The sequence below is a fragment of the Burkholderia ambifaria AMMD genome, assembly GCF_000203915.1.
GTDB classification, from domain to species: domain Bacteria; phylum Pseudomonadota; class Gammaproteobacteria; order Burkholderiales; family Burkholderiaceae; genus Burkholderia; species Burkholderia ambifaria.
Window position 1 is genome coordinate 3,265,212 of sequence record NC_008390.1, and the last position, 15,749, is coordinate 3,280,960.

At 67.6% G+C, this 15,749-nt stretch carries 12 protein-coding genes; 11 read left to right on the forward strand and 1 reads right to left on the reverse strand.

Annotation, left to right across the window (positions count from 1 at the left end):
- The first annotated feature begins 90 nt into the window (after positions 1 to 90).
- From BAMB_RS14970 to metH, 5 genes are all read left to right on the forward strand, one after another.
- Entirely contained in the window at positions 91 to 966 is an 876-nt protein-coding gene (locus BAMB_RS14970) for an IclR family transcriptional regulator (RefSeq protein WP_011658051.1), read from the forward strand.
- Between the two features lie 161 nt (positions 967 to 1,127).
- Positions 1,128 to 2,411, forward strand: a complete 1,284-nt coding sequence (locus BAMB_RS14975) for a DUF3108 domain-containing protein (protein WP_041491284.1) — start codon at positions 1,128 to 1,130, stop codon at positions 2,409 to 2,411.
- A 246-nt stretch (positions 2,412 to 2,657) separates the two neighbouring features.
- Entirely contained in the window at positions 2,658 to 2,915 is a 258-nt protein-coding gene (locus tag BAMB_RS14980) for a BTH_I0359 family protein (RefSeq protein ID WP_006477667.1), read from the forward strand.
- Positions 2,916 to 3,178: 263 nt separating this feature from the next.
- Positions 3,179 to 4,246, forward strand: coding sequence for a homocysteine S-methyltransferase family protein (locus BAMB_RS14985; protein ID WP_011658053.1), 1,068 nt, complete (start codon positions 3,179 to 3,181; stop codon positions 4,244 to 4,246).
- Positions 4,247 to 4,292: 46 nt separating this feature from the next.
- Positions 4,293 to 7,010 carry a methionine synthase gene (metH, locus tag BAMB_RS14990; RefSeq protein WP_011658054.1) on the forward strand — a complete coding sequence of 906 codons (2,718 nt, stop codon included), beginning with the start codon at positions 4,293 to 4,295 and terminating at the stop codon, positions 7,008 to 7,010.
- A 113-nt stretch (positions 7,011 to 7,123) separates the two neighbouring features.
- Here the strand turns inward: metH and BAMB_RS14995 are convergent, their stop codons facing one another.
- Positions 7,124 to 7,447 (reverse strand): DUF1840 domain-containing protein, encoded by a 324-nt coding sequence (locus BAMB_RS14995; RefSeq protein ID WP_011658055.1) that lies wholly within the window; start codon positions 7,445 to 7,447, stop codon positions 7,124 to 7,126.
- 201 nt (positions 7,448 to 7,648) lie between these two features.
- On the opposite strand from BAMB_RS14995, the gene argS reads away from it, so the two are divergent.
- The 6 genes from argS to BAMB_RS15025 all read left to right on the forward strand — a co-directional run bounded on the left by argS (position 7,649) and on the right by BAMB_RS15025 (position 15,596).
- On the forward strand, positions 7,649 to 9,430 hold the full coding sequence (argS, locus tag BAMB_RS15000; RefSeq protein ID WP_011658056.1) for an arginine--tRNA ligase: 1,782 nt from the start codon (positions 7,649 to 7,651) through the stop codon (positions 9,428 to 9,430).
- An 84-nt stretch (positions 9,431 to 9,514) separates the two neighbouring features.
- Positions 9,515 to 10,402, forward strand: coding sequence for an SPOR domain-containing protein (locus BAMB_RS15005; protein ID WP_011658057.1), 888 nt, complete (start codon positions 9,515 to 9,517; stop codon positions 10,400 to 10,402).
- A 69-nt stretch (positions 10,403 to 10,471) separates the two neighbouring features.
- The gene (locus BAMB_RS15010) at positions 10,472 to 11,113 is read left to right on the forward strand and encodes a thiol:disulfide interchange protein DsbA/DsbL (RefSeq protein ID WP_011658058.1); all 642 of its coding nucleotides are present in this window, start codon (positions 10,472 to 10,474) and stop codon (positions 11,111 to 11,113) included.
- Between the two features lie 19 nt (positions 11,114 to 11,132).
- Positions 11,133 to 11,906, forward strand: coding sequence for an SDR family oxidoreductase (locus tag BAMB_RS15015; RefSeq protein WP_006750886.1), 774 nt, complete (start codon positions 11,133 to 11,135; stop codon positions 11,904 to 11,906).
- 263 nt (positions 11,907 to 12,169) lie between these two features.
- Positions 12,170 to 13,765, forward strand: a complete 1,596-nt coding sequence (locus BAMB_RS15020) for an ABC transporter substrate-binding protein (RefSeq protein ID WP_011658059.1) — start codon at positions 12,170 to 12,172, stop codon at positions 13,763 to 13,765.
- 190 nt (positions 13,766 to 13,955) lie between these two features.
- A complete protein-coding gene (locus BAMB_RS15025; RefSeq protein ID WP_011658060.1) occupies positions 13,956 to 15,596 on the forward strand; it encodes an ABC-F family ATP-binding cassette domain-containing protein in 1,641 nt (546 codons plus the stop codon).
- Positions 15,597 to 15,749 lie beyond the last annotated feature (153 nt).

Here is a 15,749-nt window from a genome sequence, read left to right on the forward strand (position 1 = left end):
ATTTTACGATGGTGAATCCGCGCGGCGCGCCACGATCGTGCGTGCCGCTTTCGTCCCGACCCTTGCCGCTTCGCCGCGCCCCCGTTGCCCATGCCCGCCAACCCGCTTCCCGACGACGATCTCGCTGATTCCGACACCGACGACACCGGCTCCGGCGAGCATGGCGAAGGCGGCGAGAAGGTCCGCTCCGGCATCCAGTCGATCGAGGTCGGCTTTCGCCTGCTCGAGGTGCTGACGAGCGAGCCGCGCGCGATGATGCTGCGCGATCTCGCGCAGCGCGCGGGCATGAGCCCTGCGAAGGCGCACCGCTACCTGGTGAGCTTCTCGCGGCTCGGTGTCGTGTCGCAGGATCCCGTGTCGGGCCGCTACGAACTCGGCGGCTTCGCGCTGCAGATGGGCCTCGCGCGGCTCGCGCGCGTGGACGGCGTGAAGCTCGCGCGCATCGCGCTGACCGAGTTGCGCGACCGCGTCGACCAGACGGTCGGCATCGCGGTGTGGGGCAATCAGGGCCCGACGATCGTGCACTGGATGGAGTCGAGCCACCCCGCGAAGGCGTCGCTGAAGCTCGGCGACGTGATGCCGCTGCTCGGCTCCGCGACGGGCCTGCTGTTCGCCGCGTACCTGCCGCGCAGCAAGACCGCGGCGATGCTCGAACGCGAACTCGCCGATACGCGCCGCTCGCCGCATCACGGCGGCCCGCGCACGCTCGAGGAAGTCGACGCGGTGCTCGCCGACGTGCGCGCGCATCAGGCCGCGCGCGTCGAAGGGATGCTGCTGCCGACGATCCACGCGTTCTGCATGCCGGTGTTCGATGCGGTCGGCGAACTGGCGCTCGCGATCGTCGCGCTCGGTCAGGAAGGCACGTTCGACATCGCGTGGGGCGGCGAGATGGACACCGCGCTGCGCGCGTGCGCGCAGAAACTGTCTTACGAACTCGGCTATAGTCCGGACGCGCGCGACGCCTGACACGCGACGCGCGCGACACCCGGACGAATGCGCGCGATGCAGCGCGAACGCGCGGCGCGGCCGGCGGTCCGATGGGTGTGACGTGCGATCGTGATGTGCCGTTGCGATGTACGTCATGCACGATCCGCCACGACTGCCCCAACCCTGTTCCGTTTTCGCCGATGCCGCCTGCCGACACCCGTCCTCGTCACGTCCTGCCCCGCCACTGGCTGCGCGCGGGCATCGCGATCGTCGTCGTGCTGGTGCTGCACGCGCTCGCCGCATTGTGGCTCACGCGCAACCGCGAATCGTTCACGCCGCCCGCACCCGCCGAGATCCCGGTGCAGATCGAATTGCTGAAGCCGCAGCCGATCGAGCGCCAGCCCGCGCCGAAGCCGGTCGAACCTCCAGCCGAACATCATGCCGAGCCTGCGCCGGCGAAGCCGGCTCCCGCCGCACCGAAGCTCGCGCCGTCGCCCGAGCCCGTGCTGACGTCGACGCAGACGGCCGAGCACGGCGAGCCGCCGCCGGCCGCCGCCTCCGCCGCGAGCGGCACGGCAGGCGCATCGGGCGCGAATGCGGCACCGGCCGACGGCGCCAGCAGTGCCGCCACGCCGGGCCCCGCGACGAGCGGCGTGAAGTTCGTGGCGCCGTCATCCGGCGATCTGCAATACGATACGTTCTACAACGGGATGCAGAACATGATCGGCACGATCCACTGGCGCACCGACGGACACACCTACGACCTGTCGGTGTCGATGCCCGTGCCGTTCGTCGGTCCGTTCACGTACCGCAGCGAAGGCCGCATCGACGCGTTCGGTGTGGCCCCCGACCGATATGTCGAGAAACGCGGCAAGCGCCCCGAGGACATCGCGATCTTCAACCGCGAGATTCGTCAGGTCGTCTTCACGCGCACGCCGAACAACGCGCCGCTGCCCGACGGCGTGCAGGATCGCTTCAGCATGCTGATGCAGTTGTCGGGGCTCGTGCGCGGCAATCCGTCCGCGTACAAGCCGGGCGTCACGCAACAGTTCTTCGTGATCGACAACAACAGCGGCGAGACCTGGCCGATCACGGTGATCGGCGACGAGGACGTGCAGACGCAAACGGGCATCGTGCGCGCGCGCCACTTCATGCGGTTGCCGCGCCGCGCCGGCGACACGCGCCGCATCGACATGTGGCTCGCGCCGTCGCTCGACTGGTTGCCCGCAAGGCTCGTACAATCGGAACCGAACGGTGCGCAGATCGAATTGCTTTGGCATGGCCGGCTTGCGCCGCCGGACGCACCGGCCGACGGGGTGACGCCACGCGCAACAAATGCGCCCGACAGCGCGCCCGCCAGTACCCCGGCCACCGTGGCACCCGCCGCGGAGCCGGCACAACCGCCACAACCCGCGCCGCCGGCGGACGTGCAACCGTCGGCGCCCACGGGTTCACCGCCTGCGTCGACGCCGCCCGCGCCGTGATGACCAACAGATCGGCAATTTCGACCGATTAAAGTTGTTGGCCGAAAATGGCCGATGACACTCTTTAACAACTATTTCAGTGCACCGGATCACAATAAGAAACGTTTGATAGACATCGGCTTCTAACCAATACACCCCACGCAAACGGGAGAACGGGGTGTGCAGCGCAAGCCCCTTGAAACCGGCACGGCCTGCCCCACCTACGGAGCAACAAGGCCAGATGCCACTGCGAAGAGGAGTGCCGCCATGCAAATGATCTACAACAGCCCCAATTACTGCGTCGTCGAATTTGCGCCGCAGGCCGGTCACCATCTGATGAATGCCGGCGGATACGAAATCGTCGACAAGAACGCGCAGCGCGAAATCTTCATCGACGGCGAACTTGCCGAGCGTTTCCGCGCACACGTGAAGCAGCTGATCGAGGACGAGCCGTCGCTCGACGAAGTGGACGAATTCCTCGGACAGTTCGACAGCCTGATGATGATGCCCGTCGTCCTGCACTGACGACATCCGGTCCGGCGCATCGCCGGGCCCATCGCCGCGCGTTGCGCGGCGCCGCGAGCACTCTGATCCACGCCCCCGTCCGGTTCGCCGGCGGGGGTTTTCGTTTGATGGGGCCCGTGCGCGGCCGGGCGCGCCTTCGTTGCGCGAACAACCCTCGCCCGCGCGCGTCGCGCCGGCCCCGCTGCCCGCGCCGCGCGAGCCCGGGCGGCGCCCCGGCGCACCGGCTACAATGACGGTTTTCCCGTCTTCGCCGGTCTTCCGCCATGTCTGCGACCCCTCTCGCTGCTTCCGTCCCGCTCGACGCGCGCTACACGCGCGGCGCCGAACTGCCCGCGCTGCTGAAATCGCGCATCCTGATCCTCGACGGCGCGATGGGCACGATGATCCAGCGCTACAAACTCGACGAGGCCGCCTATCGCGGCGAGCGCTTCAAGGATTTCCCGCGCGACATCAAGGGCAACAACGAGCTGCTGTCGCTCACGCAGCCGCAGATCATCCGCGAGATCCACGACCAGTACTTCGCGGCCGGCGCGGACATCGTCGAAACCAACACGTTCGGCGCGACGACGGTCGCGCAGGCCGACTACGGGATGGAAGACCTCGTCGTCGAGATGAACGTCGAATCGGCGCGGCTCGCGCGCGAATCGGCCGTGCGCTACGCGACGCCGGACAAACCGCGCTTCGTCGCGGGCGCGATCGGGCCGACGCCGAAGACGGCGAGCATCTCGCCGGACGTCAACGACCCGGGCGCGCGCAACGTCACGTTTGACGAACTGCGCAGCGCGTATTACCAGCAGGCGAAGGCGCTACTCGACGGCGGCGTCGACCTGTTCCTCGTCGAGACGATCTTCGACACGCTGAACGCGAAGGCCGCGCTGTTCGCGCTCGACGAATTGTTCGAGGACACCGGCGAGCGCCTGCCGATCATGATCTCGGGCACCGTGACCGACGCGTCGGGCCGCATCCTGTCGGGCCAGACGGTCGAGGCGTTCTGGAATTCGCTGCGCCACGCGAAGCCGCTCACGTTCGGCCTGAACTGCGCGCTCGGCGCGGCGCTGATGCGCCCGTACATCGCCGAACTCGCGAAGCTGTGCGACACCTACGTGTCGTGCTACCCGAACGCGGGCCTGCCGAACCCGATGAGCGACACCGGTTTCGACGAGACGCCGGACGTCACGTCGGGCCTGCTGAAGGAATTCGCGCAAGCCGGGCTCGTCAACCTCGCGGGCGGCTGCTGCGGCACGACGCCCGAGCACATCGCCGAGATCGCGAAGGCGCTCGCCGACGTGAAACCGCGCCGCTGGCCGAGCCACTACAGCGACGCCGCCTGACCGACCGCCCCAACGCCCGCCCTACCTCACACGAATTCGCACCGCCATGACCGATCACATGATGCGCCTTGCCGGCCTCGAGCCGTTCAACGTCACGTCCGGGACGCTCTTCATCAACGTCGGCGAACGCACCAACGTCACCGGCTCGAAGGCGTTCGCGCGGATGATCCTGAACGGCCAGTTCGACGAGGCGCTCGCCGTCGCGCGCCAGCAGGTCGAGAACGGCGCGCAGGTGATCGACATCAACATGGACGAAGCGATGCTCGATTCGAAGGCGGCGATGGTGCGCTTCCTGAACCTGATCGCATCCGAGCCGGACATCGCGCGCGTGCCGATCATGATCGACTCGTCGAAGTGGGAAGTGATCGAGGCCGGCCTCAAGTGCGTGCAGGGCAAGGCGATCGTGAACTCGATCTCGCTGAAGGAAGGCGAGGAAGCGTTCCGCCATCACGCGAACCTGATCCGCCGCTACGGCGCGGCCGCGGTCGTGATGGCGTTCGACGAGACGGGCCAGGCCGATACCTACGCGCGCAAGACCGAGATCTGCAAGCGCTCGTACGACTTTCTCGTGAACGAAGTCGGCTTCCCGCCGGAAGACATCATCTTCGACCCGAACATCTTCGCGGTCGCGACCGGCATCGAGGAGCACAACAACTACGCGGTCGACTTCATCGAGGCGACCCGCTGGATCAAGCAGAACCTGCCGTACGCGAAGGTGAGCGGCGGCGTGTCGAACGTGTCGTTCTCGTTCCGCGGCAACGACCCGGTGCGCGAGGCGATCCACACCGTGTTCCTGTACCACGCGATCCAGGCGGGGATGGACATGGGCATCGTGAACGCGGGCCAGCTCGGCGTGTACGCCGATCTCGACGCGGAACTGCGCGAGCGGGTCGAGGACGTGATCCTGAACCGCCGTGACGATTCCACCGACCGCCTGCTCGAAATCGCCGACAAGTTCAAGGCGGGCGGCGCGAAGAAGGAAGAGAACCTCGAGTGGCGCAATCAGCCGGTCGAGAAGCGGCTTTCGCATGCGCTCGTGCACGGCATCACGAACTTCATCGTCGAGGATACGGAAGAGGTGCGCGCGAAGATCGCCGCTGCCGGCGGCCGCCCGATCAACGTGATCGAAGGCCCGCTGATGGACGGGATGAACATCGTCGGCGACCTGTTCGGCCAGGGCAAGATGTTCCTGCCGCAGGTCGTGAAGTCGGCGCGCGTGATGAAGCAGGCCGTCGCGCACCTGATCCCGTTCATCGAGGAAGAAAAACGGCTGCTCGCCGAAGCGGGCGGCGACGTGCGCGCGAAGGGCAAGATCGTCATCGCGACCGTGAAGGGCGACGTGCATGACATCGGCAAGAACATCGTGTCGGTCGTGCTCCAGTGCAACAACTTCGAAGTCGTCAACATGGGCGTGATGGTCCCGTGCAACGAGATCCTCGCGAAGGCGAAGGTCGAGGGCGCGGACATCATCGGGCTGTCTGGCCTCATCACGCCGAGCCTCGAGGAAATGGCGTACGTCGCGTCCGAAATGCAGCGCGACGACTACTTCCGCGTGAAGAAGATTCCGCTCCTGATCGGCGGCGCGACGACCTCGCGCGTGCACACGGCCGTGAAGATCGCGCCGCATTACGAAGGCCCGGTCGTCTACGTGCCCGACGCATCGCGCTCGGTGTCGGTCGCATCGAGCCTGCTGTCGGACGAAGGCGCGACGAAGTACCTCGACGAATTGAAGTCGGATTACGAACGGATCCGCGAACAGCACGCGAACCGCAAGGCCCAGCCGATGGTCACGCTCGCCGAGGCGCGCGCGAACAAGGCGAAGCTCGACTGGGCGGGCTACCGGCCCGTGAAGCCGAAGTTCATCGGCCGCCGCGTGTTCAAGAACTACGACCTGAACGAGCTCGCGAACTACATCGACTGGGGCCCGTTCTTCCAGACCTGGGATCTCGCGGGCCCGTACCCGGCGATCCTGAACGACGAGATCGTCGGCGAATCGGCGCGGCGCGTGTTCTCCGACGCGAAGTCGATGCTCGCCCGCCTGATCCAGGGCCGCTGGCTCACCGCGAACGGCGTGATCTCGCTGCTGCCGGCGAACACGGTCAACGACGACGACATCGAGATCTACACCGACGATTCGCGCTCCAAAGTGCTGCTCACGTGGCGCAACCTGCGCCAGCAGAGCGTGCGTCCGGTGGTCGACGGCGTGATGCGCCCGAACCGCTCGCTCGCCGACTTCATCGCGCCGAAGGAATCGGGCGTCGCCGACTACATCGGGATGTTCGCGGTCACGGCCGGCCTCGGCGTCGACGTGAAGGAAAAGCAGTTCGAGGCCGACCACGACGACTACAGCGCGATCATGCTGAAGGCGCTCGCCGACCGCTTCGCGGAAGCATTCGCCGAGGCGATGCACGCGCGCGTGCGCCGCGAGCTGTGGGGCTATGCGAGCGGCGAGACGCTCGACAACGATGCGCTGATCGCCGAAAAGTACGCGGGCATCCGCCCGGCGCCCGGCTACCCGGCCTGCCCCGACCACCTCGTGAAGCGCGACATGTTCGCCGCGCTGCATGCGGAAGAGATCGGAATGAGCGTGACCGAATCGCTGGCGATGCTGCCGGCGGCGAGCGTGTCGGGCTTCTATCTCGCGCATCCGGACAGCCGCTATTTCTCGGTCGGCAAAATCGGGCAGGATCAGCTCGACGACTACGCGCGGCGGATGTCGCTGTCGCTCGCCGACGCCCGGCGCGCGCTCGCGCCGCAGCTCTGACCGATGCCGGCGGGCGGGCGGCCCGCCATTTCGTCAGAGGAAATGAAAAGCCCGCTCGAAAGCGGGCTTTTTTTGCGTTGCCGACGATCTTTCGATCGGGCGGGCAAGGAAGTTCAGAAGCCCCAGTGCACGTCGGCCTGGCCGGCCTTCGCTTCGCGCAGCATCGTGAGGAAGGGTGCGACGCGCTGTGCGAGGCTCGGCGGCACTTCGTGGTGCGCGTGGTCGTCGTCGTCCTCGTGGAAGTGGCCCGCGTGCTCGGCGCGCTCCTGCCTCGCCTGCGCGACCGCGCCTTCCAGCTTGGCGATTGCGTGGTCCAGTTCGTCGTGCGTAATCACACCGCGCTCGCCCAGCTGCTTGCCGACGAGACCCAGCACATACACGGCGAAATCCTTCAGCACGTCGAGATCCTGTGCCGCCTTGCTCTTGAACGTAATCATGACAATTCCCTTTTCATCTTGTTGTGCCTGCCCGGCGCGGTTGGGGGGACGCCGGCAGACCGGCGTGCGGCCTCACGAAGCCGGGGCGCCTGAGCGGCATATTAGCACCTGTTAAAATTCTGCGATCCCTGAAACGCGCGCTTAAAAAGCGCGCCGGCCGGCCGGTGTTTCCGGCAGCCACCAACGAAGCCTTCTACCAGCATGCTGCCAGCACACAAACAGACCCTCGAAGCCCTGCTCGCGGATAGCGTCACGCAGGTCGCACACGCGCTGAAAGGCGCCGACGCAGCGTTCGTCGCCCCGGCCATCACGCTGGAGCGCCCGAAGGTCGCCGCGCACGGCGACGTCGCGTGCAACGTCGCGATGCAGCTCGCCAAGCCGCTCGGCACGAACCCGCGCCAGCTCGCCGAGAAGATCGTCGCCGCCCTCACGGCCCAGCCGGCCGCGCAAGGGCTCGTCGATGCGGCCGACATCGCCGGCCCCGGCTTCATCAACCTGCGCCTGACGGCCGCCGCGAAACAGGCGGTGATCGCCGCCGTGTTCGAGCAGGGCCGCGCGTTCGGCACGTCGGACCGCGAAAAGGGCAAGCAGGTGCTGCTCGAATTCGTGTCGGCCAACCCGACCGGCCCGCTGCACGTCGGCCACGGCCGCCAGGCGGCCCTCGGCGACGTGCTCGCGAACGTGATCGCGAGCCAGGGCTACGCGGTGCACCGCGAGTTCTACTACAACGATGCCGGCGTGCAGATCGGCAACCTGGCGATCTCGACGCAGGCGCGCGCGCGCGGCCTGAAGCCGGGCGACGCGGGCTGGCCGGAAGCCGCGTACAACGGCGAATACATCGCCGACATCGCCCGCGACTACCTGAACCGCGAGACGGTCGCCGCGAAGGATGGCGAGCCGGTCACGGGCGCGGGCGACATCGACGATCTCGACGCGATCCGCAAGTTCGCGGTCGCGTATCTGCGGCACGAGCAGGACATGGATCTGCAGGCATTCGGCGTGAAGTTCGACCAGTACTACCTCGAGTCGTCGCTGTACAGCGAAGGCCGGGTCGAGAAGACGGTCGATGCGCTGGTCAAGGCCGGCATGACCTACGAGCAGGACGGCGCGCTGTGGCTGCGCACGACCGACGAAGGCGACGACAAGGATCGCGTGATGCGCAAGTCGGACGGCACGTACACGTACTTCGTGCCGGACGTCGCGTACCACGTGACGAAATGGGAGCGCGGCTTCACGCAGGTGATCAACATCCAGGGCTCGGACCACCACGGCACGATCGCGCGCGTGCGCGCGGGCCTGCAGGGTCTGCACGTCGGCATCCCGAAGGGCTATCCCGACTACGTGCTGCACAAGATGGTCACCGTGATGCGCGACGGCCAGGAAGTGAAGCTGTCGAAGCGCGCGGGCAGCTACGTGACGGTGCGCGACCTGATCGAATGGTCGGGCGGCGCGGCGCCGGGCCAGGAAGCGGCACCCGACCTGATCGACGAGGCGACCATCACGCGCGGCCGCGACGCGGTCCGTTTCTTCCTGATCTCCCGCAAGGCCGACACCGAATTCGTGTTCGACATCGACCTCGCGCTGAAACAGAACGACGAGAATCCGGTCTATTACGTCCAGTACGCGCATGCGCGCATCTGCTCGGTGCTCAACGAACTGAAGTCGCGCTACAACGTCGACGTGGCGCAGCTGCCGGGCGCCGACCTGTCGCAACTCACGAGCGCGCAGGCCGTGTCGCTGATGCAGAAGCTCGCCGAGTATCCGGACATGCTCACGCACGCGGCGAAGGAACTCGCGCCGCATGCGGTCGCGTTCTACCTGCGCGATCTCGCTGGTGAATTCCACTCGTTCTACAATGCGGAGCGCGTGCTGGTCGACGACGAAGCACCGCGCAACGCGCGCGCCGCGCTCCTCGCCGCGACCCGGCAGGTGCTCGAGAATGGTCTGGCGGTGCTCGGCGTGTCCGCGCCCGCCAAGATGTAAGCGGCCCGAACGGGGCAGCGAATGGCCGCGGCAGGAGCGCCTGCCCCGGCCTTTTCACGATTCTTTTTGCAGGTGACTCAAGCAATGGCACAACCACGCCGAACTTCGAAGCAATCGAAACAAGCCGGAGGGACATTTCTTGGAATCGTGCTGGGCCTGATCGTCGGCCTCGCGATCGCGGTGGTGGTGGCGCTCTACATCACGCGTTCGCCGTCGCCGTTCGTGTCGAAGGTCGCACCGCCGCCGACCGACACCGGCGCGAGCCAGCCGCAGCAGTTCGACCCGAACCGCGCGCTGCAGGGCAAGACGCCCGGCCAGCCGGTGCCTCAGGCCGCGCAGCCCGCGCCGCCCAACACCGCGCCCGGCCAGGCCGCGAACCAGACCCAGGGTGGCCTGCTGCCCGAACCGCAGATCGTCGAGGTGCCGCCGTCGGGCAACGCGAACGGCTCCAACACCACGGCCTCGAACAATGCGACGTCGGGCAACGGCGTCGCCGTCGCGCCGAAGCCGGCCGACAACACGCCGCCGCCGAAGAAGACGCAACAAGCGCAGCAACAGCAGCAAGGCGGCGAGGACGATCTCGCGCGCTTCGCCGCGCAGAAGCAGGCGCAGCAGGCGGCCGCGCAGAAACAGCAGCAACAGCAACTGGCCGCGAACACGCCGAAGCCGGCGCCGTCCGCAACATCCGCCACGTCCGCCGCGGCAGCGAAGCCGCCGACCGCGAACGACGCGAACACCGGCTACTTCCTGCAGGTCGGCGCGTACAAGACGGAAGGCGACGCCGAGCAGCAGCGCGCGCGCCTCGGCTTCCAGGGCTTCGAGTCGAAGGTGTCGAAGCGCGATGTCAGCGGCGTGACCTATTTCCGCGTGCGCGTCGGCCCGTTCTCGAAGTTCGAGGATATGAACTCGGCCCGTCAGCGGCTGTCCGATGCAGGTGTCGACACGGCGGTGATCCGCTTCACGAAGCAGTAAGCAACCAGCCGCGCCCACGCAGAACCCGTTACGTTTCGTCATCCAAGCAACTGATTCGACGCTTACAACATGAAAAAACTACTTAGCACGCTCCTTCTGTCCCTCGGCCTGGCCGCCGCGGGCTTCGCCCAGGCGTCGCCCGCCGCGCCCGTGTCCGGCAAGGACTTCGAGGTGATGAAGTCGCCGCAGCCGGTGTCCGCGCCGGCCGGCAAGGTCGAGGTCATCGAGTTCTTCTGGTACGGCTGCCCGCACTGCTACGAATTCGAGCCGACGATCGAGGCCTGGGTGAAGAAGCAGGGCAACAACATCGACTTCAAGCGCGTGCCGGTCGCGTTCCGCGACGATTTCATCCCGCACTCGAAGCTGTTCTACGCGGTGTCCGCGCTCGGCATCTCGGAGAAGGTCACGCCGGCGATCTTCAACGCGATCCACAAGCAGAAGAACTACCTGCTGACGCCGCAGGCGCAGGCCGACTTCCTGGCGACGCAGGGCGTCGACAAGAAGCAGTTCATGGACGCGTACAACTCGTTCAGCGTGCAGGGCCAGGTGAAGCAGTCGGCCGAGCTGCTGAAGAGCTACGCGATCGACGGCGTGCCGACGGTCGTCGTCCAGGGCAAGTACAAGACGGGCCCGGCTTACACGAACAGCATCCCGGGCACCGCTCAAGTGCTCGACTACCTCGTGAAGCAGGTTCAGGACAAGAAGCTCTGATCCCCGCCCGCGCGCCGGCATGACTACTCCGCTGAAGGTCTTCATCACCGGCGCGTCGAGCGGCCTCGGCCTCGCGATGGCCGAGGAATACGCCCGCCAGGGCGCCACGCTCGCCCTCGTCGCGCGCCGCACCGATGCCCTCGATGCGTTCGCGCGACGCTTCCCCAAGCTGTCCGTCTCCGTCTACTCCGCCGACGTGCGCGACGCCGATGCGCTCGCGACGGCCGCCGCGTCGTTCATCGCCGCGCACGGCTGCCCCGACGTCGTGATCGCGAACGCGGGCATCAGCCAGGGCGCCGTCACGGGCCAGGGCGACCTCGCCACGTTCCGCGACGTGATGGACATCAACTACTACGGGATGGTCGCGACGTTCGAGCCGTTCGTCGGCCCGATGACGGCCGCGCGCCACGGCACGCTGGTCGGCGTCGCGAGCGTCGCCGGCGTGCGCGGCCTGCCGGGCTCCGGCGCATACAGCGCGTCGAAGTCGGCCGCGATCAAGTATCTCGAGGCGCTGCGCGTCGAGCTGCGGCCGGCCGGTGTCGGCGTCGTGACGATCGCTCCCGGCTATATCCGCACGCCGATGACCGCGCACAACCCGTACCGGATGCCGTTCCTGATGGACGCCGATCGCTTCGCGGCCCGCGCCGCGCAGGCGATCGCGCGGCAGCACGCGTTCCGCGTGATTCCGTGGCAGATGGGCGTCGTCGCGAAGGTGCTGCACGTGTTGCCGCGCTGGCTCTACGACCGCCTGTTCGAGAAGGCGCCGCGCAAGCCGAAGGCCGGCGCGCACTGAGTGCGTCGCGCATCCGGCACGCCGTGCGTGCCGGACCGGCGCTGCGCCTTCTCCCTCCCGCCCCGCAGCCCCAGCACGCATTCCGTCGCGAACGCAGCCGTTGTTCGCTCAATTCACCGCGTTCCGACGCCTTTTTTCACGCGCCGCGCGCTTTGCCGGTATGCTATTCGCCAGCCGCGCCGCCCCGTCCACCACCGGGCCGCGCCTGCATTCCGCATGCATTCCGACATCCGGCAAAAATCACAAGTCACGTGGGAGAACCTATGCACGCCAAGCTGTTCACCGCGGCCGCGCTCGCCGCCGCCCTCGCCGCTCCCGGCCTCGCCGTCGCCAAGCCGCTCACCGTCTGCACGGAATCGAGCCCGGACGGCTTCGACGTCGTGCAGTACAACTCACTCGTCACCACCAATGCGTCGGCCGACGTGATCTTCAACACGCTCGTGTCGTACGACGAAGCCGCGAAGAAGGTCGTGCCGGCGCTCGCCGACAAATGGGAAGCCAGCGCCGACGGTCTCACGTACACGTTCCACCTGCGGCCGAACGTCGCGTTCCAGACGACCGACTACTTCAAGCCGGGCCGCCCGCTGAACGCGGACGACGTCGTGTTCACGTTCTCGCGGATGCTCGACGACGCGAACCCGTGGCACAAGGTGGCCGGCGCGAGCGGCTTTCCGCACGCGCAGTCGATGGGCCTCGTGAAGCTCGTGAAGTCGGTCACGAAGGTCGACGACAGCACGGTGAAGTTCGTGCTGAACGAGCCGAACGCGACGTTCGTGTCGATCCTGACGATGGGCTTCGCGTCGATCTACTCGGCCGAATACGCGGACCAGCTGCTGAAGGCCGGCAAGCAGGCCGATCTAAACGCGAAGCCGGTCGGCACCGGCCCGTTCGTGCTGAAGAGCTACACGAAGGACGCGCTGATCCGCTACGACGTGAACCCGACCTACTGGGGCACGAAGCCGAAGGTCGACCGGCTGATCTACGCGATCACGCCGGACGCGTCCGTGCGCATGCAGAAGGTGAAGGCCGGCGAATGCCAGATCGCGCTGTCGCCGAAGCCGCAGGACGTGCTCGCCGCGAAGGGCGAAAGCGCGCTGAAGGTCGTGCAGACGCCCGCGTTCATGACCGCGTTCGTCGCGCTGAACACGCAGAAGAAGCCGCTCGACAACGAGAAGGTGCGCGAGGCGCTGAACCTCGCGTTCGACCGCACGACCTACCTGAAGGTCGTGTTCGACAACACGGCGACCGCCGCGAACAACCCGTATCCGCCGAACACGTGGAGCTACGCGAAGGACATCGCGCCGTATGCGTACGATCCCGCGAAGGCGAAGCAGCTGCTCGCGTCGGCCGGGTTCCCGAACGGCTTCTCGACGACGATCTGGACGCGCCCGACGGGCAGCGTGCTGAACCCGAACCCGAAGGCCGGCGCGGAGCTGCTGCAGGCCGACCTCGCGAAGATCGGCGTGAAGGCCGAGGTGAAGGTGATCGAATGGGGCGAGCTGATCAAGCAGGCGAAGCTCGGCCAGCATGACATGCTGTTCATGGGCTGGGCCGGCGACAACGGCGATCCGGACAATTACCTGTCGCCGCTGTTCAGCTGCAACGCGGTGAAGTCGGGCATCAACTTCGCGCGCTTCTGCGACGCGCAGCTCGACAAGCTGATCGCCGACGGCAAGGCGACCGCCGATCAGGCCAAGCGCGCGAAGCTGTACGAATCGGCGCAGAAGGTGATCCACGACCAGGCGCTGTGGATTCCGCTCGGCTACCCGACCGCCGCCGCGCTCACGCGCCCGAACGTGAGCGGCTATCACGTCAGTCCGTTCGGCCGCCAGAACTTCACGACCGTCTCCGTGCAGTAACCGCGCGTGGCGCGCAAGCGACGGCATCCCGGCCCGTCGCTTGCGGCCCGCGCGGCGTGCTTGCTACACTGCGCGCTCATTCCTCATACCGGACGCCAGCCAAAGTGAACAACTAAGCCTTCCCAAAAATGTTTTCGCCGCCGTGCCACGCACGCCGCGCGAAGGGTTTCACACATTTTCGGAGGTGCTTATGGCTGCTGCCACGCCCATCGGCGCGCTCGTCGCGCTTCATCACGTTTCCTTCCGCTTCGACGACGGCGTCACGCTGTTCGATTCGCTCGACCTTTCCATCGATCGCACGCCGACGGGCATCGTCGGCCGCAACGGCGTCGGCAAGAGCCTGCTCGCGCAACTGATCGCGGGCCGGCGCACGCCCAGCGCGGGCACGATCGACCGGCACACGCCCGTCGTGTACGTCGCGCAGCAGCACGACGACGCGCCGGCCGGCACGCGCACCGTAGCCGAAATCGCCGCGCTCGATGCGCCGCTCGCGGCCCTGGCGCGCCTCGCGGACGGCCGCGCGCACGCGCTCGACTTCGACCTGATCGGCGATCGCTGGGACCTCGTCGAGCGGCTGCGCGCGGCGCTCGACGCGGCCGGGCTGCACGACGTGCGCGCCGACACGCCGGCGCACGCGCTGAGCGGCGGCCAGTTGGCGCGCGTCGCGCTGATCGGCGCGTTGCTGTCGGACGCCGGGCTGCTGGTGCTCGACGAACCGACCAACCATCTCGATGCAGCGGGCCGCGCGTGGCTGCGCGCGGCGCTCGACGGCTGGCGCGGCGGCGTCGTGATCGTCAGCCATGACCGCGCGTTGCTCGCGCACGTGCAGCGCATCGTCGAACTGACGCCGCACGGTGTGCGCGCGTATGGCGGCAACTACGCGCTGTACCGCGCCCAGCGCGACGCGGAACAGGATGCCGCGCAGGCCGCGCTCGAGCATGCGCATGCAGAGCGCGGGCGCGTGAGACGCCGGCTCGAACAGGAACACGACACGATCCAGCGCCACGCGGCCGGCGCGCTGCGCGACGCGAAGGCGGCCAACCTGTCGTCGATGGCACGTCAGCGTCGCAAGGGCGCGGCGCGCAACATCATGGGGCAGGTCCGGCGTCATCAGAACGACTTCAAGGAGACGCTCGACGAGCGCGTGCAGGAGGCGGCCGCACGCGTCGAAGCCGACGCGCCGGTGCTCGTGTCGTTGCCGGGCACCGAGGTCAGCGCCCGCCGCCAGCTGTTCACGCTCGAGCGTGCGCAATTGCCGTGGCATGCCGCCGGGCGGGCGGACGCGATCACGTGGTCGGCCAGCGGCCCGGTGCGCATCGCGCTGACGGGCCCGAACGGCTGCGGAAAATCGACGCTGCTGCGCATGCTCGCCGGCGAACTCGCGCCACGCTCCGGTGCGTGCACGACGCATGTGAGCGCCGCGTATCTCGACCAGCGGCTCGCGCTGCTCGACCCCGAGCGCTCGATCGTCGAGCAGTTGGGCCTGCTCGATACGCCGCTCGCCGAAGGCGAACTGCGCAGCCGGCTCGCGCTACTGCAGCTCGATGCCGCACGCGCGACGCAGCCGGTGCACCGCCTGAGCGGCGGCGAACGGCTGAAGGCCGCGCTCGCGTGCGCGTTGTGGCGCGGCACGCCCGCGCAGCTGCTGCTGCTCGACGAGCCGACCAATCACCTCGATCTCGAATCGGTGCGCGCGATCGAAGCCGCGCTGGCCGGCTTCCCCGGCGCGATCGTGGTCGCGTCGCACGACGCCGCGTTTCTTGCGGCGCTCGAACCGACGCACACGATGCAATGGCAGCGCGACGGGTGGCGTTACGAACCCGTCGCGTGATCGACGATCACGACCGCTCGCCTTTGCGCGTGACGTCCGGATTGGAATCGGCGCGCCGCTGCCTGAAAAGGCGCTTCGATTCGCGCACGCCAGGGTCGGTCAGGGCGGCGGATTTCGCTTTGCCGAGCGGCTCGAATCGTCGATCAAACCGAG